The sequence below is a fragment of the Pseudomonas sp. FFPRI_1 genome, from assembly GCF_055384485.1.
The window spans coordinates 43,339-64,936 of the sequence record NZ_AP029168.1; the positions used below are offsets into that span (position 1 = coordinate 43,339).

At 66.0% G+C, this 21,598-nt stretch carries 16 protein-coding genes; 4 read left to right on the plus strand and 12 right to left on the minus strand.

Annotated elements, in window-relative coordinates:
* Positions 1 to 35: 35 nt before the first annotated feature.
* The 12 genes from tagQ to tagH form a co-directional block, all read right to left on the minus strand.
* Positions 36 to 968 (minus strand): type VI secretion system-associated lipoprotein TagQ, encoded by a 933-nt coding sequence (tagQ, locus tag ACZ5BO_RS00220; RefSeq protein ID WP_025130805.1) that lies wholly within the window; start codon positions 966 to 968, stop codon positions 36 to 38.
* Positions 969 to 1,051: 83 nt separating this feature from the next.
* The gene (locus ACZ5BO_RS00225) at positions 1,052 to 2,764 is read right to left on the minus strand and encodes a formylglycine-generating enzyme family protein (RefSeq protein WP_464697612.1); all 1,713 of its coding nucleotides are present in this window, start codon (positions 2,762 to 2,764) and stop codon (positions 1,052 to 1,054) included.
* Positions 2,757 to 3,959, minus strand: coding sequence for an ABC transporter permease (locus ACZ5BO_RS00230; protein ID WP_464697613.1), 1,203 nt, complete (start codon positions 3,957 to 3,959; stop codon positions 2,757 to 2,759). The genes ACZ5BO_RS00225 and ACZ5BO_RS00230 overlap by 8 nt, the downstream gene beginning before the upstream one ends.
* The gene (locus ACZ5BO_RS00235) at positions 3,959 to 4,675 is read right to left on the minus strand and encodes an ABC transporter ATP-binding protein (protein ID WP_464697615.1); all 717 of its coding nucleotides are present in this window, start codon (positions 4,673 to 4,675) and stop codon (positions 3,959 to 3,961) included. The genes ACZ5BO_RS00230 and ACZ5BO_RS00235 overlap by 1 nt, the downstream gene beginning before the upstream one ends.
* Positions 4,675 to 7,749, minus strand: coding sequence for a serine/threonine-protein kinase (locus ACZ5BO_RS00240; RefSeq protein WP_464697617.1), 3,075 nt, complete (start codon positions 7,747 to 7,749; stop codon positions 4,675 to 4,677). Before ACZ5BO_RS00240 ends, ACZ5BO_RS00235 begins: the two co-directional genes overlap by 1 nt.
* Positions 7,750 to 7,751: 2 nt before the next feature.
* Complete coding sequence (locus tag ACZ5BO_RS00245; RefSeq protein WP_025130800.1) at positions 7,752 to 8,486, minus strand: PP2C family protein-serine/threonine phosphatase; 735 nt, start codon at positions 8,484 to 8,486, stop codon at positions 7,752 to 7,754.
* Positions 8,487 to 9,140: a type VI secretion system-associated protein TagF gene (tagF, locus tag ACZ5BO_RS00250; protein WP_464697619.1), complete on the minus strand. Its 654-nt coding sequence runs from the start codon at positions 9,138 to 9,140 to the stop codon at positions 8,487 to 8,489.
* Positions 9,137 to 12,643 (minus strand): type VI secretion system membrane subunit TssM, encoded by a 3,507-nt coding sequence (gene tssM / locus ACZ5BO_RS00255; RefSeq protein WP_464697621.1) that lies wholly within the window; start codon positions 12,641 to 12,643, stop codon positions 9,137 to 9,139. The genes tagF and tssM overlap by 4 nt, the downstream gene beginning before the upstream one ends.
* Positions 12,640 to 13,968, minus strand: coding sequence for a DotU family type VI secretion system protein (locus ACZ5BO_RS00260; protein ID WP_025130797.1), 1,329 nt, complete (start codon positions 13,966 to 13,968; stop codon positions 12,640 to 12,642). Before ACZ5BO_RS00260 ends, tssM begins: the two co-directional genes overlap by 4 nt.
* 6 nt (positions 13,969 to 13,974) lie before the next feature.
* The gene (gene tssK / locus ACZ5BO_RS00265; protein WP_025130796.1) at positions 13,975 to 15,309 is read right to left on the minus strand and encodes a type VI secretion system baseplate subunit TssK; all 1,335 of its coding nucleotides are present in this window, start codon (positions 15,307 to 15,309) and stop codon (positions 13,975 to 13,977) included.
* Between the two features lie 15 nt (positions 15,310 to 15,324).
* Positions 15,325 to 15,831: a type VI secretion system lipoprotein TssJ gene (tssJ, locus tag ACZ5BO_RS00270; protein WP_025130795.1), complete on the minus strand. Its 507-nt coding sequence runs from the start codon at positions 15,829 to 15,831 to the stop codon at positions 15,325 to 15,327.
* Positions 15,832 to 15,893: 62 nt separating this feature from the next.
* Positions 15,894 to 17,432, minus strand: a complete 1,539-nt coding sequence (gene tagH / locus ACZ5BO_RS00275) for a type VI secretion system-associated FHA domain protein TagH (RefSeq protein WP_464697624.1) — start codon at positions 17,430 to 17,432, stop codon at positions 15,894 to 15,896.
* 394 nt (positions 17,433 to 17,826) lie between these two features.
* Between tagH and tssA the strand changes: the two genes are divergently transcribed.
* From tssA to ACZ5BO_RS00295, 4 genes are all read left to right on the plus strand, one after another.
* The gene (tssA, locus tag ACZ5BO_RS00280; protein WP_464697626.1) at positions 17,827 to 18,846 is read left to right on the plus strand and encodes a type VI secretion system protein TssA; all 1,020 of its coding nucleotides are present in this window, start codon (positions 17,827 to 17,829) and stop codon (positions 18,844 to 18,846) included.
* Between the two features lie 81 nt (positions 18,847 to 18,927).
* Complete coding sequence (tssB, locus tag ACZ5BO_RS00285; protein ID WP_025130792.1) at positions 18,928 to 19,443, plus strand: type VI secretion system contractile sheath small subunit; 516 nt, start codon at positions 18,928 to 18,930, stop codon at positions 19,441 to 19,443.
* 15 nt (positions 19,444 to 19,458) lie between these two features.
* Positions 19,459 to 20,952, plus strand: a complete 1,494-nt coding sequence (gene tssC, locus ACZ5BO_RS00290) for a type VI secretion system contractile sheath large subunit (protein WP_025130791.1) — start codon at positions 19,459 to 19,461, stop codon at positions 20,950 to 20,952.
* Between the two features lie 133 nt (positions 20,953 to 21,085).
* Positions 21,086 to 21,574, plus strand: coding sequence for an Hcp family type VI secretion system effector (locus ACZ5BO_RS00295; protein WP_011064257.1), 489 nt, complete (start codon positions 21,086 to 21,088; stop codon positions 21,572 to 21,574).
* Positions 21,575 to 21,598: the final 24 nt, after the last annotated feature.

The following is a 21,598-nucleotide window of genomic DNA, read 5'->3' on the forward strand; positions in this document are numbered from 1 at the left end:
CGCTTATCGCGACATCTTGTCAGACAATCGCTGACTCAGACGTTAGGGCAAGGTACCGGCGCCCAGTCACCCAGGTCCGGGTTCTTGCACATGCTGTTGACCTGAGTCTGGCCGCTGGTTGCAACCTGGTTGCTCTCGGCCTGCTTGGTCTTGGCCTGCTGCATCGACTTCTCGGTGCTCACCGCTTCCGCTGGCACGGCAGGCAGCTTGGGTTGCTTCGGCGGCTGCTTACCCTTCTGCTTGCCGCTGCCGGTGGTTACCCGAGTGGTGTCGGCGGTGGCCACTTTCACCACGTCGGTGCGCTGTACACCCACTTGCTGCAGGTCCTGCTCGTAGGCCTGGTTGTACTTGCTCAGGTCTTCGCTGGCACGCCCATTGACCGCGGTGATCAGGTCGTTGGACTCTTTCAGGCCGCTGACGATTTCCGCCAGGCGCTTGCGCCCTTCCACGTCGTTGATGCTGTTGGCCTTGCGCGCACTGATCAGGCTGTCGAAGGCGCGCTGGTAGCAGGTCTGCGAGGCACGGGCGTAGGCCGTGCTGCGATCGATGTCGGCCGCGCTCTTGTTGACGTCGGTGGCATAGGAAGCGATGCGCTGATTGTCGTCGGCAATCTGCTTCTGACGCTCGGTGTAGTAACCGGCAGCGCCGCCGGCCAGGGCACCACCCGCGGCACCGATGGCCGCGTTGCGCCCACGGTTGTCGCCGCTGCCGGTCAGGGCACCGAGCAAGGCACCGCCGGCGGCGCCCAGGGCCGCACCGGTGACCACCGACTTGGTCATGTCCGAGTCAGTGGCGCGCAGGTGCTGCACCGGCTCGTAGCAGCTCGGGTAGTACTCGACCTTGGTGGTGGAGGCGACCTTGGACACCGGAGAGGTCGCGCAACCGGTCAATACGGTGCTGAACCCGGCGGCAACCAACAGCAGGTGACGCTTGGACGTTGAAGCAAATGGCTTGCGGGAAAATAGCATGTTGGTGATCTCGATTAAGTTTGACCCACTCGGTACGACACCACGTCGTCCGAGATCCTCCAGGCTCGACAGACAGCGGCCGGTCATGACTTCTGACCGGTCGAGGCGAGCAGTTCCTTCAAAATCGTCGCCGGGTCGGCTCGCCGTTGCTGGCGATAGTTCCCGACATGGCGAACGAATAACGTAGCGCGCGTCACCAGGCTCTTGCCGAGCACCGGCTTGCGATTGAGTTCTTCCTTGATCCGTTGAAATTGCGCCTGGATCACCGCGTCGGTGTAACGGGTGCCCGTGGCCAGGTTGTCGATGTAGATCGCCACCGCCCCATCCAGCGCGCTGCGGCCGTTGTCGATGGCTTCGGCGAACAGCTTGGCGCTGGGCTCGTCCTTGGCATCGATGGCCTGCTGCTGGCTCTTCTTCAGGTTGGTCAGGCGGATGTTGTAGTTATTGATGGTTTCGGCCACCAGGGCCGAGGACTGGATCAGGTTGCCGGCCGCCTCCTCACGCTGCTGGGCGATCAGCGAAACGTTGCGCTTGAGCTCTTCGTTGACCAGCCCCAGCTCGGCCTGCAGGCGCGGGTCAACGCTGGCGGCAATGATGGCGTCCAGGCGCTTGGTGGGGTCCTGGGCGTCGTCGATGGCGTCGGTCAGGGAGGCCAGGCGGCCCTCCTTCTGCCACTGGGCGAACAGCTCCTTGTAGCGCGAACGGGGCGCCGACAGCGCGCCGATGGCCACCCGGAAACCGGTGGTTTCGTTGCTCTGCTCGGTGCCGTCGGCGCCGAACAGCGGGTACTCGCGGCGCATCCCGGTAAACAGCGTGCCCTCGCCTTCCAGGTAGTTGCCACCCTTGACCACGAAGCCGCCGTAGGTGCCCTGGCGGCGCCCGGCGCGCACCAGCTGGAAGGATTCCTGGACCATCTCGGCGGCGTTGCCGATCACGTCGAACAGGCCGATGGGGTTGGGCAGCTTGGTGCCGATGGGCATCAGCCGCGCCGCCTGGCCGGTGCCACCGGCCACCTGGTTGAACACCGCCCAGTCCGCCAGCGGGCCGTCCTCTTCACTGCCGTCCACCCGGCGCGGGAACAGCCGGCCTTCCAGTTCCTGGCGACTCACCGCCTGGCCGCCACGGGCGGCATATTCCCACTCCACCTCGGTGGGCAGGCGCACGAAGCCCAGGCCGCCGTCTTCCGAAGAGCTGCCACGGCCGCTGACCGGCAACAGGTCGCGGTGGTTCTTCATCAGCCAGGCGCTGTACACCGCAGCGAAGCGCTCGGCCTCGAAGCGCGACAGCTTGACCTTGGGCAGGCGCCCCTGCAGGCCGTCCGGCGCCTCGCAGGCCGGGGCCGGCTCGCCACTGGCCAGGGACTGGGCCTGGGCCATGACCTGGGCGTACTGGCGGGCAGTGACTTCGTACTTGCCGATGAAATACAGCATTGGCTTGAGGGGCACCCCGGCGCCGCTTTTCGGCAGCGCCGGGCCAATGGTCTTGCCCCAGGCACTGGGCAGGTCCTTGAGGGTGAACTGGCCGTTGATGTAGTCCCGGCGGTAACCGGAAATGAACGACTGCTGGTAACCGCTCTCGCCCTCGCTGAAGGGGTAGCCGAGGTTCACCTCGCGATCGTCCAGGGTGCCCTGGGCCAGTACGTACACGTAGCGGAACACCATCTCGCCTTCGCAGGGCAACGGCAGGCTGACGTCATCCGGCAAGGGCTTGGGGTTGTCCATCTTGTTCGTCGGTTCTTCGGCCCACACCGCCCCGGCCAGAGTCAGGGCCAGCACGCTGCTGATCAACTTATACATCGCGAATTCCTTCACAGGCTTCTATGCGCGACACCCGCCAGCCGCCCAGCGCGGCGGCCAGGGTGCTGACGCCCAGCGTCGCCAACAGGGCCAGCCCGTAATGGGCCGGCAGCAGGTGGCTGGCGTATTCGCCGGGCACCTGCATGAACAAATGGTTCAGCCCGGCCTGGGCCAGGCCATAGAGCGCGCCGCTCAACAGCGCGGCGAAGCCGGCGCTGTACAGCGCCTGGGCCACCACGAACAACAGCAGCGCCCCGGTGGAGAACCCCAGCAGGCGCAGCACCGACAGCTCCCGACGCTTGCGCTCCACCGCCGCCAGGGCCCCGGCGAAGATCGCCGCGAAGGCCCCCGCCAGGGCCAGCCCGGCGATCACCCAGAAGACGATGGCCAGGTTGCGGCTCAGGGACTGCACCTGGGCGATGGTCTGGGCCTGGGTCGACACCAGCAGCCCGCGCTCGGCGAAATACCGGCGCAACGGCTCAACGTCGCCCAGGTCCCGGGCATACAGGCGAAACGCCGGGTAGACCCGTTGCCCGCTCGCAGCCTGGGCCTCGCCAAGCCAGCCCAGGGCCAACACCGCGCGCCCGTCGCGGTAATCCTCGGCGGCCTCCAGCAGCGCCAGCGGGGCGAACAGCGCATCACGGGCAAAGGCCTCCAGGGGCAGGATGCCTTCCACCTGGACCCGGGTCCGCTGCACCTCACTGCGTCCCGCTACTTGCCGGCCAAAAGTGGCCTGCAACCAGTCCCCCGGCTGCACCCCGAGTTTCTCCGCGGCGGTTCGGCTGAGCAACACGCCGCTCAGGGCCCGGGGCGCGGGCAGGCGCCCGAGCAAAGGATCGCCGGCGGCGGTGGGCAACATTTCCACGGTCAGGCCGATATCCCCCGTGCCCCGGGACAGATCCGCCGTGGCGGCGATCTGTCGGGTCCTGGGCAAGGCAAAGGCCACCTCCGGCCGCCGCCCCAGTTCGGCAATGAAGTCGGCACTGAAACGCCCGCCGCCCAGGGGGATGATCTCGCGCACCGCCGGGTCCTTCTCCAGGCGTTCGGTGAGGCTGCTGACCAAGCCGAACTTGAGCCCGAACAGCACCAGCAACGGAGCGATCACCGCCACCAGGGCCAGCACCGAGCAGGCCGACAGCCAGCTGTCGGCCCGATAGTCCTGCCAGGCCAGTGCCGCGGTCAGGGACGCACGCATCAGCAGGCCTCCCCCAGGGTTGCGGTGACCCCGCCATCGGCATCGCGCTGGCAGGCGATACGCCGCACTTGCAAACCGTTGGCCCGGGCCAGGAGTTCATCGTGGGTGGCGATCACACTGCACACCCCCTGATCCCGCGACTGCTGTACCAGCAATTGCATCACCCGCTGGGCGTTCAAGGGGTCCAGGGCTGCCGTCGGCTCATCCGCCAGCAATACCTGTGGACCGTGGGCCAGGGCCCGGGCGCAACTGACCCGCTGGCGCTGGCCCACCGACAAGGCGGCGGGCTTCTTGTGCAATTGATCAACGATCTCCAGGCGCTCGGCCAGGCGCCGGGGCACGCCCTCGTCGGCCAGCCCCAGCAACTGCCGAGGCAGGCTGATGTTGCCGCGCACATCGAGAAACCCCAGCAAGCCGCCGGTCTGCAGCACGTAGCCCAAGTGCCGGCTGCGCAATTGCGCCAGGGCGCTGTGCCCCTGCGCCCGCCAGATCCCGGCAATGTCGATGGCCTCGCGCAGCGGGGCAAAGTCGAAGTGCCCGGCCGAATCGGGGGCCAGCACCAGCGCCAGCAGGTCGAGCAAGGTGCTCTTGCCGCAACCGCTGGGGCCGACCACCGCCAGTTGATCGCCGGCGCGCAGCTGCAGCCGGGGGATCACCAGGCTGTAGCGCTGGTGCCCCTCGCCACGGCTTTTGCGCACGTCCGACAGGTCGAGCATCACGGCAGCGTCGACAACGGAACGCGGTACAGCGCGTCGCCCGGCTCGGCGTCGCCGAAGCGCACCCAGTTGGCCAGGTCGTTGTGGAAGGTTTCGTAGAGGCGGATCTTCGAATCCAGCTCGTCGATGAAATCTTCCTGTTCGGCCACGCTCAGGGACAGCCACAGGTCCTGGGTCATGTTCAGCGACTTGCTGCGGTACGGCAGGCCTTCCAGGTACTCCCCCAGCACCCCGCCGTCGGCCAGGTTGCCGCCCTTGCGCAGGGCGGAAGGGTCGCGGCTCATGTAGGCACTGGCGCTGGCGATTTCCTGGAAGAAGTCCTTGGGCGAGGTCTGGGTCTTGCGCGCGGCATCGACGATCAGTTTCAGCGACTGCTGCAGGTCGTTGAGCTGCAGCTTGGTGAGCATCACGCAGACCTGGAACGCCGGCAGCGCCGGATTGGTCAGGTCGCGGTCGGCGGTCCAGGCACTGACCAGCTGCGGCGCCTGGCTGGCCGACTTGTGCCCGAGAAAGTCCATGTGCATGGCATAGCCGATGGCCGCCGACTTCTGCGCCAGGCTTGGCGCTGCCGCCAGCACCGGCACCGCCTGGCTCTGGTTGCCGCGCACCTGGTGCACCAGGTCGGCGAACACCGTGCCGATCTCGTCGACCCGGGCGCCGAACTTGCCCACATCGCCACCGGGCACCGGAATGTACAGGTCGCCGATCTTCGGGTTGGCGTCGGCGGTCAGCACCCGGTACTGGGTTTCCGCCTGGGCGTGGTTCTTCTTGCCGGCGTCGGTGCGCAGGTGCAGGGCGTAGATCTTGATCTGCTTGCCCAGGGCTGCCTGGCGCACTTCCGCCTCGTTCATCTGGGTGCGGCTGTAGGGATCGTTCTTGCGCAAGGCCCCGGCATCACTGACCAGCAGGATCAGGCGGCCGCCGTAGCCCTTCCAGTCCATGCCTTCCACCGCCTGCATGATCCCGGCGAAGGCGTCTTCGTTGAACGAATGGCTGGACACGGTGGTGGCCTTGACCTGGCTCACCAGCTCCTGGAAACGCTGAGGGTCGCGGCCCTGATCCAGGGTCACCAGGGTCTTGGTCACGTACTCCAGGCCCGGGGTCTTGCTGGTGTTGTTGCGAAACCCCACCAGGCCGAAGCTGACGCTGTCCAGCTCGCCACGCTCGGCGATCTTGGCCTGCAACTCGTGCACTACGTCGCGTACCTGGTCGATGTACGGCTGCATCGACACCGAGGTGTCCACCACCAGAACCACGCCTGTGCGAAAGCCATCCCCAGCCTGAGGGGGAGTGGCCGGCAGGCTCTTGCCACTGCTGTCGCTGATGCTTTGCGGGGTGCTGCCCGGGTCGATGGAGGCGACATTCAGCAACTGCACCGGCTGGCCGTTCTCGTCGAAGCTCTCCTTGGAATCGAAGATCGGCAACAGGTAGAACTGGTCCTGGGGCACCGCGCTGGCATTGGGTTCCAGGGCCAGCACCTGCTGGTCGTCCTGAGGATTCTTCTGCGCCTTGAGCAACAGGTTCTTGGCCGCCGCCGGGTCCGCCAGCAGGCGTTCCAGCTCACTGGCCTGGCGCACGAACATCACCGGCGCACGGCCGGAGCGCTCGGTGAACTTGAGCACCAGGCTCTGCTTCCAGTCACTGACCTGGTCCGCCGGCAGCCAGCCGGCGCTGCGCCCGTCACTGGCCGCGCCCAGGCGCAGCCAGGAGCGGCCGTCGACGTTCTTGCGCTGGTACACGTAGAGCACCGAGAACGCCGGCACTGCCTTGCCCGGTGTGGCCCCCGGCTCGCTGGAAAAGCTCACCCCCGGCTTGCTCAGCACCCGCTGGAACAGGGTCTTCTTGCCTGGCATCAACAGCGGTCGCTGACCGCCGTCGACGTCGGCAGCCACCGGTTGATTCACCGCTGGCGCCACCACTGGCGGCGTGCTGTTGGACGCCACCGGCGGCTTCGGTTCAACCTCGGGGCTGTCGCCGGACAGCCACCAGTAACCAGCACCGGCAATGGCCAGGGCCACCGCCACGGCGACACCGGCCAGGGCCAGCACCGGGCCGCGACGCTGCCCGGAAGGCCCGGCAGAGGCAGGCGGCAGGTTGGAGGAACGTGGCGGTGGCGGCGCTGGAGGTGGCGACTGGCGATACTCCTGGGCCGACGCGGGCGGCGCCTGCCGGGGAATCTCGATGGAGATCGGGGTCAGCCCGGCCAGGTCATTGCCCAGGGGCAGTTCCTGGGGCGGTAGCGACAACGGTTGGATCAAGGTCGCCTCGACCTCTTCGGCGGCAGCCGGCAGGTGGTCCAGGGCGGCGAGCAACGCGGCCGCGTCGGGGTAGCGTTCCGCCGGGTCCTTGGCCAGCAGCTTGCGCAGGATGTGCTGGTAGCGGCCATGGTGCAGCGGCAGCTCCGGCAGCGGCTCGGTGAGATGCGCCAGGGCCGTGGACAGGGCGTCCGTGCCGTTGTACGGCAGCTCGCCCACCAGGATTTCATACAGCACCACGCCCAGGGCGTAGAGGTCGGCACGACCGTCGATGTCCTGGCCCCGCGCCTGTTCCGGGCTCATGTAGCTGGGCGTACCGACGGCAAAGCCGGCCTGGGTGAACTGGGTACGGTCATCCAGGGACTTGGCGATGCCAAAGTCCGAGAGCACCGCCGTGCCGTCGGCGCGGAACAGGATGTTGGCCGGTTTCACGTCGCGGTGCACCAGCCCCTGGGCGTGGGCATAGCCCAGGGCCGAGGCGATCTGGCGGATGTAGGTCAGGCCCTGCTCCGGGGTCAGGCCAGCGGCGATGCGCTCTTTCAGCGTGCCGTTGGGCAGGTACTCCATGGCCATGTAGTACAGCTCGCCGACATTGCCGATGTCGTGGATGGTCACGGTGTGCGGGTGCGACAACCGCGCCAGGGTCTTGCCCTCACGCAGGAAGCGCTCGCAGAAACTCGGGTCGGCGGCCAGCGCCGCCGCCATTACCTTGAGCGCCACCTTGCGCTCCAGGGAACGCTGGGTCGCCAGGTACACCGAGGCCATGGCGCCTTCGCCGATCTCGCCTTCGATGTCGTAGCCGGGAATCAGAATGTCCATGGTCAGTGTCCTGCGGCCTTGATCACGATGGCAGTGATGTTGTCCGGAGCGCCCCGGGTCAGCCCCAGGTGGATCAGGCTGCGCACCACATCATTGGGCTCGCTGTGACTGAGCACGTCACGCAGTTCAAAGTCCTCGGCGGTCTTGTTCAGGCCGTCGCTGCACAGCAGGAAGGTGTCGCCGTCCTGCACCTGCAGGTCGACCTGGGACAGCTCCAGCTGCGCCTCGACACCAATGGCCCGGGTGACGATATTGGCCCGCGGGTGCACCCGCGCCTCGGCCTCGCTGAGCAGGCCGCTGTCCTGCAGGTCCTGGACGTAGCTGTGGTCCCGGGAAAGGCTTTCCAGTTGCTCGTCGCGCAGCCGGTACAGGCGGCTGTCGCCAGCCCACAGGCACACCGCGCGGTCACCGCGGATCGCCAGCAGGACCACGGTGCTGCCCATCATGGTCACCCCACGGTTGGCGGTTTCCTCACGGACCGCAGCGTTGACGGCGGCCAGGCTGTTGCGCAGCGCGGCGACGTATTCGTCCAGGCTGTCGGCCGCCGGCACCTGGCGCAGGCTGTCGACGATCAGGCTGCTGACATAGTCCCCCGCAGCGTGCCCGCCCATGCCGTCGGCCACCAGCCAGAGACCGCTTTCCGGTGCTTCGAGCCAGGCATCTTCGTTGATTTTCCGCACCATGCCGACGTGGCTGTAGCTGGCGGACTGGTAGGACAGCTGTGGCGCTGAACGCATTTAGACGGCACCTTCTTGTGCGAGCAGAAACTGCGCAAATTCACTGGCCGGCGGCAGCCCCTGGCAACGCAGCAACATCGGGCTGATGTACTGCGATCCCCGGCCCCACCAGACACTCGATTCCTCACAGGCCTGGGCCGCCAATACCGCGCCGCGGGCCTGTGGATCACTGACGTAGAAGCGCTGCAGGCCGGCATAGCGGCTGCCTTCGGCGCGGGGCGCCGGGCTCGGTTCACCCAATGCCTGCAAGCCCGCTTCCAGGGCTTCGAAGCTGGCGTCCTCGTCAAGGGTCGCCAGCAACAGTTCCTCTACCTGTTCGAACCACCGGTCCGGACCGTTCACCAGGGACCCCAGATCATCGTCATGCTCCAGCAGCGCCGCCACGGTCAGGGGGAAATAGCGCCCGACCCGGTCGATGCTCGGCATCACCACCCCCACCGCCGCCTGGGGCCCGCAGACTCCGGGGGCCAGGGCGAAACGCCACAGCGGGCTGACCAGGTAGGCATTCAGCCATTCGCCACCCAGGGCGGTCTGGCTGGCCAGCAGGCCAGCCGCCAGCCAGCTGTCCCAGGGGCCGATAAAACTCTGTGGCAGGCCGCGACTGACGAAATCGCCACGGCTGGCCAACTTGCCGTACAAGCCCATCACCGTCATAGCCGCTCCGGCAGGCTGAAGCCGCTGAGCACCCGGCTCTTGAATGGATTGAAGGCACTGCTGGCGCGCAACTCGTAGGAGATGCTCGCGCCATCCACCCGCAACCGCAGGTTGAAGCGATCCGGCGAATTGGTGGCGGTCAGGTCCGACTGCTCCAGCAGGCGGAACCAGGCCCAGGGCCCGTCCAGGGTGATCCCCGAGCGCCCGGTGGCCGACGGCGGCATGATCGACAGGCGCACCACGCCGATGCTCCCCGGGTTCGGCCACTGCATGGCCACCGGCCGGCTCGGGCCGTGGTCGTAGCTCAGTTGCTGGCCGTCCAGGTCGAGGAGGAACTGGCTGATGCTGGCGTCCATCGCCACCGGCTTGAGCTCGAAGCGCACGGCCGGCTGGGTCCCGCCACTGGAGCGGAAGAAGGCATCGCGAATGTTCGAAGCGCGCTGGAAAGTCTGCAGCACCCCAGGGGAAATCCCCAGTTTCTGCGCGGCGCCCGGCTGCCAGCTCCAGGTCGGGGTCGAGGTGTTGACGTAGGGCTGCAGGTACTTGCGGAAGTAGTTGTCCATCACCCCGCCGGTGCCGAAGAACTGGCCGAAGTCCTCCAGGGTCGCGTCCCGGGAACTGCCTGGCGACATCGGGTAGCGGCCACTCAGGGACTGGCGGTAGACATTCACCACTTCACTGACCCAGGCCGCGTTCAGTTGATTGCGCACCCCGCCCATCATGGTGTTGGTGGTGGAGCCGACCACCGACTTGACCAGGCCCTGGACCACCGCCGGTTGCCGCTCGGCGGTCAGGCTGACCCGCGCCGCAGCGGCGCTGGCCTGGTTCTTGGCCTCGCCCAGCAAGGCATCGCCACTGGCCCCGACCATGGCGCTGACCTGCACGTACAGGGCGTTCATGTCCGCCAGCAGGCCGTCGATGGCCGCCGGTTCGCCCTCGTTCTTGCTCACCAGGCTGTTGAGGTCGGCAAAGTGTTCGCTGACCGGGTCGTCCGCAGCCTGTACGGCACTCGGATTGGCCGCCTGCTCCTGGCCCAACAGGGACCCCAGGCGTTGCTTGAGCTGATCGACACCGCCCTCGACCTTCTGGCCCTGGGCCGCCAGCAACCGGTCTTCCTGTTGCAGGTCGGTTTCCTTGGCCACCGCCACCAGCAGCTTCTTCAGCGGCGAACTGGGCCCGGAGATGATCCGCAGCACATCCGCGGCCTGGGCCACGCTGGTGATGGGCACGAAGTCGATGTCGGCCAGCAGCGCGTCCCACTGGCGCAGATAGTCCTGGAAGTACAGGCGACGCACATCGGCGGCCAGGCTCACGACATTCTGCTGGTCGGCGCGATCGCGGCCCAGCACCCACTGCTCTTCGGCCAGGGTCCCGGCCTGGTCGAGGCTGGCCAGGAGGAAGCCCTGGCGATAGCCCTTGGCGGTGAACAGCCCGCTCAGGGGCTCGCTCAATGGCTTGCCGCTCTTGCGGGTGAACACCAGCGCCGCGTCGCGGCCACCGGCCTCGCTCAGGCGGAAGTCCGGCACCCCAGCCGGCAGCTTGGCGCGCTTGACCCGGTCATAGACCCGCTGGGCCACCGGCAATTGCTGCAACTGGCGACGCAGGTCGTCGATCAGGCGCTGGTCCAGGCGTGCGTTGGGCGGGTGTTTTTCAAACAGTGCCTGCAGGTGGCCGGTCAGGGCCTGGCGCTGTTCGGGCGCCAGGTCGCGGGACAGGCTCTGCTCCCAGTCCAGGGCGATCCAGGCCTTGATGAAATCCGGGTCGTAATGCTCGCTGTCAGCCAGCATCAGGTAGGCCTTGAGGCCCTCGTAGAGGAAATCCGAACTGCCGCCACTGTGCAGTTGCTCCTCGATACGAGTCATCAGGCGCGGGGCGAACACCGCCACCAGCAGCTTGCGATAGACGCTGGCCGACTCGGCTTCAAGCATGTCGCCCTGGTACAGGCCCAGGCCCTCGGCCCAACCGGGCGCATCACCGGCCAGGTGGCGAGTGGCATTGAGCAGCGGCAGCACCGCCAGCACATCGCGCTGGGCCGGGCTGAGATTCTGCACGCCCTGGCGCACCGGCACCAAGCGCTGGTCGACCTGGGCGATGTAGGCCTGGTTGGCCCGGTAGCTGATGATCCACAGGGTGCTGACCACCAGCACCAGGGCCACGGTGGCCGCCAGGGCGCCCCGGGCGATCCACTTGCGTCGCCGCTCGACCTTGGGGTTGACCCCCACCAGCCCGCGCTCGGCAAAGGCCACGGCGCTGAACAGTTTTTCGATGAAGTAGCTGCGGCCGGTGCCGGTCTGGCGCGCCAGGTGCTGGCGATCCAGGTTCATGCTCTGGGCCATGGCGCCGATCAGGCGGTCGATCGGGCTGCCTTCCTGGGTGCCGCTGGTGAAATACACTCCGCGTAGCAATACCCGCTCTTCGAAGGCGTTGGGCTTGAACACCCCTTCGAGGAAGCTCTGCAAGGATTCCTTGAGCGCCGCGAACTGCTGCGGGAAGCCGTAGATCAGGTCGCGCCGCGCCGGGTCGCGTTCCTGTTGCAGGCGTTCCACCAGCCGTTCGTTGAGCCGCTGCTCCAGGGCCGCCAGCTCTTCGGGCAGATGGGCCAGCGGGCTGTCGCTGCTCTTGCCGTCGTCCAGGGCGAAGGTCATGCCCCAGACCTGGGAACGCTCTTCCTTGCTCAGGGAGTCGAAGAACTCCATGAAGCCCGGCACCAGGTCGAGCTTGGTGAGCATCAGGTAGATCGGGAATCGCACCCCGAGCTGGGTATACAGCTCCTGGATCCGCAGACGGATCGCTGCCGCGTGGGCCGCCCGTTCCGTCTCGCTGCTCAGCAGCAGGTCGGAGAGGCTGATGGCCACGAAGGCACCGTCGATGGGGCGGCGCGAGCGCTGGGTTTTCAGCAGGTCGAGAAAGCCCAGCCAGGCCGCCTTGTCCACGGCCGCATGGCTGTCCTGGGTGGTGTAGCGCCCGGCGGTATCGAGCAGCACCGCCTGATCGGTGAACCACCAGTCGCAGTTGCGGGTCCCGCCGACGCCGCGCACGGCACCAGCTCCCAGCTGCGCCGCAAGGGGAAAATGCAGGCCGGAATTGACCAGCGCGGTGGTCTTGCCGGAGCCCGGCGGACCAATGATCACGTACCACGGCAACTCATACAGGTTGCGCCTTTCGTCACCACCGAGCTTGGCTTTCTTGAGCAGCACCAGAGCTTCGTCCATGCGCTGGCGCAGGGCCGCCAGTTCCTCGGCGGTGGCCACGCTGTCCGGGTCCGGCGGGGTGTCGGCGACCAGGCTCTGCAGAACCTTGGCCGCGTGCCGGCGGGCCTGGATGATGCGAAACACCCGGTAGCCGATCCACACCGCAAAGATCAGGATGATCAGCGCCCAACGCCGGCCTTCCGGAACCAGGAACTCCAGCAGCGGGCCAATGAACCAGATGATCAGGCTCAGGGCGATCAGCCCCAGCAGCGGGATCACCCAGCGAATCACAAAACTGAAAAACGCCTTCACTCGACCCCCTCCGCCAATACGCTGATTTCTACCCGACGATTGCGCGCCCGCCCTTCGGCGGTGGCATTGGTTGCCAATGGCTCGGTGTCACTGCGGCCTTCGGCACTGAAGCGCTCCGGTTGCCCAGTCTTCGCCGCGAGGATCTGCAGCACCGACTCGGCCCGGGCCTGGGACAGCTTCCAGTTGGATGGGAAGCGCAAGGTGGCGATCGGTCGATTGTCGCTGTGACCGGTAATGCGCACCTGGCCCTTGACCTTGCGCACCGCGTCGGCGATGCGCAGCATCAGCGGCTGGTAATCGTCGAGGATGCTGGCGCTGGCCGAGGCGAACAGTTCGTCGCCGCGGATGGTCACCACCGAACGGTCGACGGCGTCTTCCACCGCCACCCGCCCGGCCCGGATGTCGTCGGCGAGGAAACCCGCCAGGCGCGGCCGTTCCACCACCTTGGGCTGGATCGCCGGGCGGTCCAGGGTCTGCACCGGGATCTCGCCCAGGGCATGGATGTTCTTGAACACCGGCTCGGCGTCTGCCGCCAGCTTCAGGCGCAGGCCGAACAGCAGGGCCAGGAGCAGCGCCACGCCAATGGCGATGCCGACCCAGGGCGGCATGAACTGGGCCAGGCGATCGCGGGCCACGGTGACCCCGCGCCAATGGGGCGAAAGCTCGCGCTCGTGTTCGCCACGGGCGCTGCGGATGGTCGCAGCCGTACGCTCGCGCAAGGCTTCAAGTTGGCTGCGGCCGTCGATCATCACCCGGTAGCGGCCTTCAAAACCCAGGCACATGCACAGGTACAGGAGCTCCAGCAGGTACAGGCGCTCCCGCGGGCTCTGCAGGCAGTGCTCCAGCAGCTGGAAGACCTTCTCCCCACCCCAGGCTTCGTTGTGCACGGTGATCAGCAGGCTCTGCTTGCCCCAGTCGCTGGTGCTGCCCCAGGGGGTGCTCAGCACCGCCTCGTCGAGGGCGGTGCACAGCGCGTAGCGGGCCAGCAACACGTCGTTGCGTGGAACACCGGCGGCCTCGGCGCGCTCCTCGAACTGCCGCAGGTAGGCCAGCAGTTGCGCCCGCAGGCTGGCCGGTGCCGGGTGCGCCAGCGTGCTGCGCAAGCGGGTGAGCAGTGCCAGCAACGGGCCGGCTGCGCTTTCCAGCGGGTTCAGCCCATGGCCCTGGCCGCTGGGCAGCGGGGCCGCCGGCATTGCCAGGGACGGCGCCGGCGCTGCAGGAGCCGGACGCCCGGGCTCGGGCGCCCGGCCACCAGGGCGCGGCATGAATTGGGTGCGGTCATTGGCGGGGGACGGCTGCCCTGCCGAATCGTCGAAAGGATGCATCGCGACTTATCCTCGAATGGCCCAGAAGGCCAGATTCAACCCCGGGAACTCGCCCGCGACGTGGAACGCGAAGCCTCCGGAATGAGCCAGTTGTTTCCAGTGCTCGCTGCCACGGTCGAGCTCGTAGTAGGTCGAGCCGGCGTGGTACGGCAGTTGCCGTGGCGCCACCGGCAGCGGCAGCAGGCCAATGCCCGGCAATTGCAGGTTGACCAGGTCGCGGATGTGCTCCACCGAGCCCACCTTGCTCTGCTGGGCAAAGCGTCCGCGCAGGGTTTCCCCGGGCACGTCGGCGCGCACCACCAGGATGAAGCTGGCGTTCTCCAGCAGGGTACGGTCCGCCAGCATCGCCACGTGTACGCCGTAGGCCTTCTCGACGATGGGAATCGGCGTCGCTTTACTGTCGATCAGCATCGACAGCGCCTCACGCAGGGCCTGCATCACCGGGGCGAAGCTCAGGGCCAGCTCGTCGTGCTGGTACTGCGGGTATTGCGCCGGACGCCGGGTGCTGTTGGAGAAGGTCGAGAACTCGCCGGCCAGGCTCACCAGCTCGCTGTACAAGCGCTCCGGGTGCAGCGGGCTGAGCTGGTTCAGATGGCCCACCAGGGGCTGCGCCCGGTTCACCAGTTGCAGCAACATGAAATCGGCGATCTCCGAAGCACCGCCAGCCCCCGAAGCCACCACCCGCCCGGCCAGGGCTTCGCCACGCTGGTGCAGCAGCCCCAGCAGCTCGCTGCGAAAGGCGCTCAGCGGCTTGGACGCAGCCACATCCAGCACCGGCGGAATGTAGCTGTCGTCCAGTACCAGGGCCCGATCGGCGCGTTTTTCCTTGACCCGCACCACGCCGATGGCCGCGTAGTCATTCAGGCCGTCCGCCGCGGTGAGCAGACGCAGGGCGCGGGAGCCGACCGCTACCGGGGCACGGTTTTCAAAAGGGGCATTGTCATCACGCACCTCACGCACCTGGCTCAGGTAGCGCGCCCCACCCAGTTCCTCGCCTTCGTCCACGGTGTCGCGGGCGCCGGCACGCTTGAGGGGCAGCGCCAGGTACACCAGGCCGTCGCGCAGGTTGTCATCGATGCTCAGAGGGCTCGGCGCCAGGTCGTCATGGGGAATGTTGAACGGCGTACCGTCGGGCAGCAGGCCACGGGCGCTGACGATGGCCAGCTTGCCCTGGGCCAGCAGGCCCTGATCGATACGCAGCTCGGAGAACCCCCAGGCCCCGGCCGACAACGGGCGGCTGCGAGCGTCGATGAGGTTTTCCAGATAACGGTCATGCTGCTGGAAGTGCTGGGTTCCAATGAACATGCCTTCCGACCAGACCACGCGATTGTTCCAGGACATGGTTGCTCCGATTGCCTATTGGGCAGGGCTGGATGGGGATTCCACGAGTTCGGCGCTGACCGAGCGAACATCGAGGACGATCTGCGATCGGTTGAGCTTGTGCGGCACGGCGTAGACCCCGACCCGCCACAGCGCCTGGTCGACCTCGCGATAGCCCACCAGCAGGCCGAGGGTGCGAGTCGCCGGATCGAGGGTGCGCTTGAGGGTGAAGCGATCACCAGGCCGCACCAGGACTTCATCCTGGTCGATCAGGTCCGGGCCCAGGGTCGCCTGCGCCCGCTCGGCCAGGGCGAAGTAGTCCGAACGCATGAAGGTCGCCGGGTTCTTCAGCTCGAAGAGCCGTACTCGCACTGGCGTAGCCTGACCGTCAGGTCCCGGGTTGAGCCCGGTCACGGCGAGAAAATCCAGCTCCACCGTGGTGGCTCCAGGCCCTTCCCTGGCGGCCTCGGCAGCGGGCGGTGCGTCCTTGGCACACGCCGCCAGTACCAGCATGGCGACCAATGTCAGCAATCGTTGAATCATCCTGCGTCCTCAATGACGTATTAGCTGTCCGTGTATCCGTGTGTCGGGGGTTCCAGGCGCGCTCAGGAACGGCGCAGCCGGTGGGTGTGCTCTTCATAGGCGCGACTGAACTCGCGGCCGAAGAGGTCCTGGAAATCATCCTGGGCCTCTTGGGAAATCTGCTTGTAGAGCGCGGTGAACTGCTGCCAGTTTTGTGCCTGGCGCGAACCACTGAACAGGTTCCCCAGGCCGCCGGGCTTGCTCATGCGCGCTTCCAGCTCGCCCGGTTCGAAGCGCCCCAGCAAATGCTTGATCGCGGCTTCCACACCGGCCATGACCGCCAACTGGTGGGCTCGCAAGTCATCGAAACTGTCCTGCACCGCCTGGTCCGGGGCCATGAACGCCTGATTGCTGTGGCGCAGCAGCAGGAGCATGGCTTCGTCGACGTTGGGGGCGAACTTCAGCGGATTGTTCTCCACCGGGCGGATCATCGTCTGCTGCATGCGGAACTCGCCCTTGAGACTGCTGCGGGCACGCAGGACGTCGATCAGGCCTTCGACCATCAGCCGGTAGCTACGGCCCAGGTTCTCCATCTGGGCCTGGGCCTGCTGCGGGTCGATCCGCAGTTGGTCCAGCCCGGCCCCCCGAAGAAAGGCTTGCAGCAGATCAGGCTGGGCCGCCGTGGCTGGCGCAGCCACGGCAGCGACCGCAGCGGGAGCCGCGGGAGCCGCAGCCGGAGCCACTGGAGCCACTGGAGCGGAGGCGACCACGGCGACAGGAACCTCTGCAACCGCTACCGGTTCGGGCTGGGGCTGGGGCTGCGGTTGCGGTTGCGGTTGCGGTTGCGGTTGCAACATTTCGGCCGGGAACTGGGCCACCTCGGCCAGCGGCAGCGCAGCGCGAGGTGCGACAGGCGGCGCCTCGGAAAACGGCGCGGAACGGGGTGGCGTGTCGCCAAACAGGTCCCAGTCTTCCGGGATCACCGAGGCGGCAGGTGCCGCCAGCGGCTGCGGCGCAGGCTGGGGTACAGGCTGCGGCACCGCCGTCGGCGCCGGGGGACGGAAATCGTGCTGCTCGGCCGGCACGTGGTCTGGCTGGGTGGCCGGCGGGGTCGCGCTCGGTGCAAGAAAGTCGAACAGGTCGGGAAAAGTGTCCTGGGCCGAAGCCCCCTGAAAATGCGCCACGGGCGCCAGGGAGATCGGTTCGATCGGGGTCGGCGGCGCCGATTGACGCCCCATCAGCGCCTCGAAACTGTTGGCGCTGTCCCCGGAAAAGGCTTCAGCCTGCGCACGACTCAGATTGAAATCGATGCGCGCACTGATTTCATAATCGCCGATGCGAATAACCTCGCCATCTTCCAGCAGCTCGCTGTTACCCCGGCGCATGCGAATGCCGGCACGGACCAACTCCACACCATTAGTGCTGTTATCGGTCAAATAATAACGACCATCCCGGTATTGGATGACGCAATGACGAGCGGAAACTAAGCGCTCGGGATCAGGAAGTACCCAGTCATTATCGGAACTGCGGCCAATTGCCATCACTCCCTGATCCATTAGTTTCTCAGGGCACTGGCCGGGGGTAATCTTGTGATAACTAGTGATAGTCAGACACAGCGACATCGCGCCTCCTTAGCTGTACTTCGCGTGCGAACCGGCGTCAGGAAAAAAGTTCCGCGTTCAACCGATAAATTCGCAAATAATCCTTTCAACGGCGCTGTTCACAGCATAATCGCTTAATTTAAACGATAAAAATGACAATCGCCTTGCGCCCCGCCTCAAGTCTGACTTCTCGGTCAGAGAGCTAACAAGACGACATTACACTGTCATGCGGGACGAATAGCTTACCTTGACAAGGCATAACTACTACACCAAAAATGCACAACTTCTTGAACACGGATGATGGCTTACTAATATCAGTGAGTCCATATAAACCAAGAAATGTGCGCGGGTTCACAAATCAACTAGCGCATTAATTGCCTGACTGTCCTGCAGGCCGATAGGGAGATCGAATCAGGTGGATGTACCGATGTTGCTCGCCGCCATTTCAGCAACTTCACCTTGTGGTGAAGACTTGGAGTATGACGCGGATTTCTTGCACTTGGAGCGGGCCGCACAAGGTCAGCCCGAGCGCAGCATGGGCGACTCGATCCTGCCGGCCGAGCCGCCGGACTGGCGCAGCATCCAGCAACTGAGCCTGGACTTGCTGGCCCGCAGCAAAGACCTGCGCATCACCCATTTCCTCCTGCAAAGCACCCTGGCCCTCGAAGGCCTGCCGGGCCTGGCCACCAGCCTCGAACTGATCGACGGCCTGCTCCGCGATTACTGGGCGGACCTGCATCCGCGCCTGGACGCCGACGACGACAACGACCCCACGGTGCGCATCAACGCCCTGGCCGGCCTGGTCTCGGACACCACCATCGGCCTGCTGCGCGAAGCCATCCTGACCCGTTCCCGAACCTTCGGCCCGGTCAGCCTGCGCGCGGCCCTGAACGCCGCCGGGCTGCAACACTTTTCCGGCGAGAGCCTGGGTTCCGACCACCTCGCCGGCGCCCTGCAAGACAGTGATCCCCAGCACCTGGAAGCCATTCGCACCGCCTTGAGCACCGCCCGCTCGGCAGCCGAATCCATCGAGAAACAGGTCAGCGAACAAGTGGGCTCGGCCAGCGGCGTCGACCTTGCGGCCCTCAAGCAGCCTCTGCGCCTGGCGCTGCAGGTACTGGGCCAAGGCGCCTCCCAGGGGGCCGACATCCCCGTCGACGAGCACCACGAAACGCCGCCAGACGAAGCCCCAGGCGCCCCTGTGGCCCCGGCTGCGGTGCGGGTGTCCGGCGAGATCAACAGTCGCGACGACGTGCTGCGCAGCCTCGACCGGCTACTGGCCTACTACAGCCGGCACGAGCCTTCGAGCCCGCTGCCGGTATTGCTCAACCGGGCCAAGAACCTGGTCAACGCCGACTTCGCGGCCATCGTGCGCAACCTGATTCCCGACGGCATGTCCCAATTTGAAAACCTGCGCGGCCCCGAATCCGACTAACCCGGGACAGGCCGAACAGTATCGTCAGCGGCAACCACCGACCGACGCCAACATCGTCGCAGCAGCGACCAGGAGCACAACGTGGCGAAGCAAAGTTCTCAAAAGTTCATCGCGCGCAACCGCGCGCCCCGGGTGCAGATCGAGTACGACGTCGAACTCTACGGCGCCGAGAAAAAGGTCCAGCTGCCCTTCGTCATGGGCGTGATGGCCGATCTTGCCGGCAAGCCCGCCGAGCCCCTGGCGGCCGTGGCTGATCGCAAGTTCCTGGAAATCGACGTCGACAACTTCGACTCGCGTCTCAAGGCCATGCAGCCGCGAGTGGCCTTCCACGTGCCCAACGAACTGACCGGCGAAGGCAACCTGAGCCTGGACATCACCTTCGAAAGCATGGACGACTTCAGCCCGGCAGCCGTGGCGCGCAAGGTCGACTCGCTGAACCAGTTGCTGGAAGCCCGTACCCAGCTGGCCAACCTGCTGACCTACATGGACGGCAAGACCGGTGCTGAAGAAATCATCATGAAAGCCATCAAGGATCCGGCGTTGCTCCAGGCCCTGGCGAGTGCGCCAAAGCCTGTGGACTCCGAGCCCAACGCTTAATCAGGACCAACGATCATGACCGAATCGATGCGTGACAATCAGGCGCAACCCGCCGCCACCGAGCAGGCCAACGAGTTCGCCTCGCTGCTGCTGCAAGAATTCAAGCCCAAGACCGAGCGTGCCCGCGAAGCCGTGGAAACCGCGGTGCGTACCCTGGCCGAGCAGGCCCTGGCGCAGACCGACCTGGTGTCCAACGATGCGATCAAGTCGATCGAATCGATCATTGCCGCCATCGACGCCAAGCTCACCGCCCAGGTCAACCAGGTGATCCATCACCCGGAATTCCAGAAGCTGGAAAGCGCCTGGCGCGGCCTGCACTACCTGGTCAACAACACCGAGACCGACGAGCAGCTGAAGATCCGCGTCCTGAACATCTCCAAGCCGGAGTTGCACAAGACCTTGAAGAAGTTCAAGGGCACGGCCTGGGACCAGAGCCCGATGTTCAAGAAGATGTACGAAGAGGAATACGGCCAGTTCGGCGGCGAGCCTTACGGCTGCCTGGTGGGCGACTACTACTTCGACCAGTCGCCACCGGATGTCGAGCTGCTGGGCGAGCTGTCGAAAGTCTGCGCCGCCATGCACTCCCCGTTCATCGCCGCGGCCTCGCCGACCGTGATGGGCATGGGCTCGTGGCAGGAGCTGTCCAACCCCCGCGACCTGACCAAGATCTTCACCACCCCGGAATACGCCGGCTGGCGCTCCCTGCGTGAATCGGAAGACTCGCGCTACATCGGCCTGACCATGCCGCGCTTCCTCGCGCGCCTGCCCTATGGCGCCAAGACCGACCCGGTGGAAGCCTTCGCCTTCGAAGAGAACACCGACGGCGCCGACAGCTCCAAGTACACCTGGGCCAACGCCGCCTACGCCATGGCGGTGAACATCAACCGCTCGTTCAAGCATTTCGGCTGGTGCTCGCGGATCCGCGGCGTGGAGTCCGGTGGCGAGGTGGAAAACCTCCCGGCCCACACCTTCCCCACCGACGACGGTGGCGTGGACATGAAGTGCCCGACCGAGATCGCCATCTCCGACCGCCGCGAAGCGGAACTGGCGAAGAACGGCTTCATGCCGCTGCTGCACAAGAAGAACACCGACTTCGCCGCCTTCATCGGTGCCCAGTCGCTGCAGAAGCCGGCCGAATACGACGACCCGGACGCCACCGCCAACGCCAACCTGGCCGCGCGCCTGCCGTACCTGTTCGCCACCTGCCGCTTCGCTCACTACTTGAAGTGCATCGTGCGCGACAAGATCGGCTCCTTCAAAGAGAAGGACGAAATGCAGCGCTGGCTGCAGGACTGGATCCTCAACTACGTCGACGGTGACCCGGCGCACTCCACCGAAACCACCAAGGCCCAGCACCCGCTGGCCGCGGCGGAGGTGGTGGTCGAGGAAGTCGAAGGCAACCCTGGCTACTACAACTCCAAGTTCTTCCTGCGTCCGCACTACCAGCTCGAAGGGCTGACCGTGTCGCTGCGGCTGGTCTCGAAGTTGCCGTCCGCCAAGGGCGTCTAACCCGCGTGGGAGCCGGCTTGCCGGCGATGCACTCAAGGGCGCCTGGCGCCATCGTTGACGACCATCGCCGGCAAGCCGGCTCCTACAGGTTCATATACGAAACATCGTGGCAAGGGCCACACAGGGAGAAAACATGGCTGTTGATATTTTCATCAAGATCGGTGACATCAAGGGCGAGTCCATGGACAAAGCCCACAAGGACGAAATCGACGTACTGAACTGGAGCTGGGGCATGTCCCAGTCCGGCAACATGCACGTTGGTGGTGGCGGCGGCGCGGGCAAGGTGAACATCCAGGACCTGTCGCTGACCAAGTACGTCGACAAGGCCTCGCCGAACCTGATGATGCATTGCTCCAGCGGCAAGCACATCGACAAGGTGCGCCTGACCGTGCGCAAGGCCGGCGGCGAAAGCCAGGTCGAGTACATGATCATCGACCTGGAAGAAGTACTGATCACCTCCCTGAGCACCGGCGGCTCGGGCAGCGATGATCGCCTGACCGAAAACATCACCCTGAACTTCGCTCAGGTGATGGTCGAGTACCAGCCGCAGAAAGCCGACGGCACCAAGGACGGCGGCCCGATCAAGTACGGCTGGAACATCCGCTCGAACACCAAGCGCTAATCCGCTGCGGTCGCGCCACAGACG

Bases quoted from the DNA above. Each gene is read 5' to 3' on its own strand.
- ACZ5BO_RS00245 (WP_025130800.1), bottom strand. From the start codon at position 8,486: ATGCGTTCAGCGCCACAGCTGTCCTACCAGTCCGCCAGCTACAGCCAC.
- ACZ5BO_RS00240 (WP_464697617.1), bottom strand. From the start codon at position 7,749: ATGGACATTCTGATTCCCGGCTACGACATCGAAGGCGAGATCGGCGAA.
- tagH (WP_464697624.1), bottom strand. From the start codon at position 17,432: ATGTCGCTGTGTCTGACTATCACTAGTTATCACAAGATTACCCCCGGC.
- tssK (WP_025130796.1), bottom strand. From the start codon at position 15,309: ATGTCCTGGAACAATCGCGTGGTCTGGTCGGAAGGCATGTTCATTGGA.
- ACZ5BO_RS00230 (WP_464697613.1), bottom strand. From the start codon at position 3,959: ATGCGTGCGTCCCTGACCGCGGCACTGGCCTGGCAGGACTATCGGGCC.
- tagQ (WP_025130805.1), bottom strand. From the start codon at position 968: ATGCTATTTTCCCGCAAGCCATTTGCTTCAACGTCCAAGCGTCACCTG.
- tssJ (WP_025130795.1), bottom strand. From the start codon at position 15,831: ATGATTCAACGATTGCTGACATTGGTCGCCATGCTGGTACTGGCGGCG.
- ACZ5BO_RS00295 (WP_011064257.1), top strand. From the start codon at position 21,086: ATGGCTGTTGATATTTTCATCAAGATCGGTGACATCAAGGGCGAGTCC.
- ACZ5BO_RS00235 (WP_464697615.1), bottom strand. From the start codon at position 4,675: ATGCTCGACCTGTCGGACGTGCGCAAAAGCCGTGGCGAGGGGCACCAG.
- ACZ5BO_RS00260 (WP_025130797.1), bottom strand. From the start codon at position 13,968: ATGCATCCTTTCGACGATTCGGCAGGGCAGCCGTCCCCCGCCAATGAC.
- tssC (WP_025130791.1), top strand. From the start codon at position 19,459: ATGACCGAATCGATGCGTGACAATCAGGCGCAACCCGCCGCCACCGAG.
- tagF (WP_464697619.1), bottom strand. From the start codon at position 9,140: ATGACGGTGATGGGCTTGTACGGCAAGTTGGCCAGCCGTGGCGATTTC.
- ACZ5BO_RS00225 (WP_464697612.1), bottom strand. From the start codon at position 2,764: ATGTATAAGTTGATCAGCAGCGTGCTGGCCCTGACTCTGGCCGGGGCG.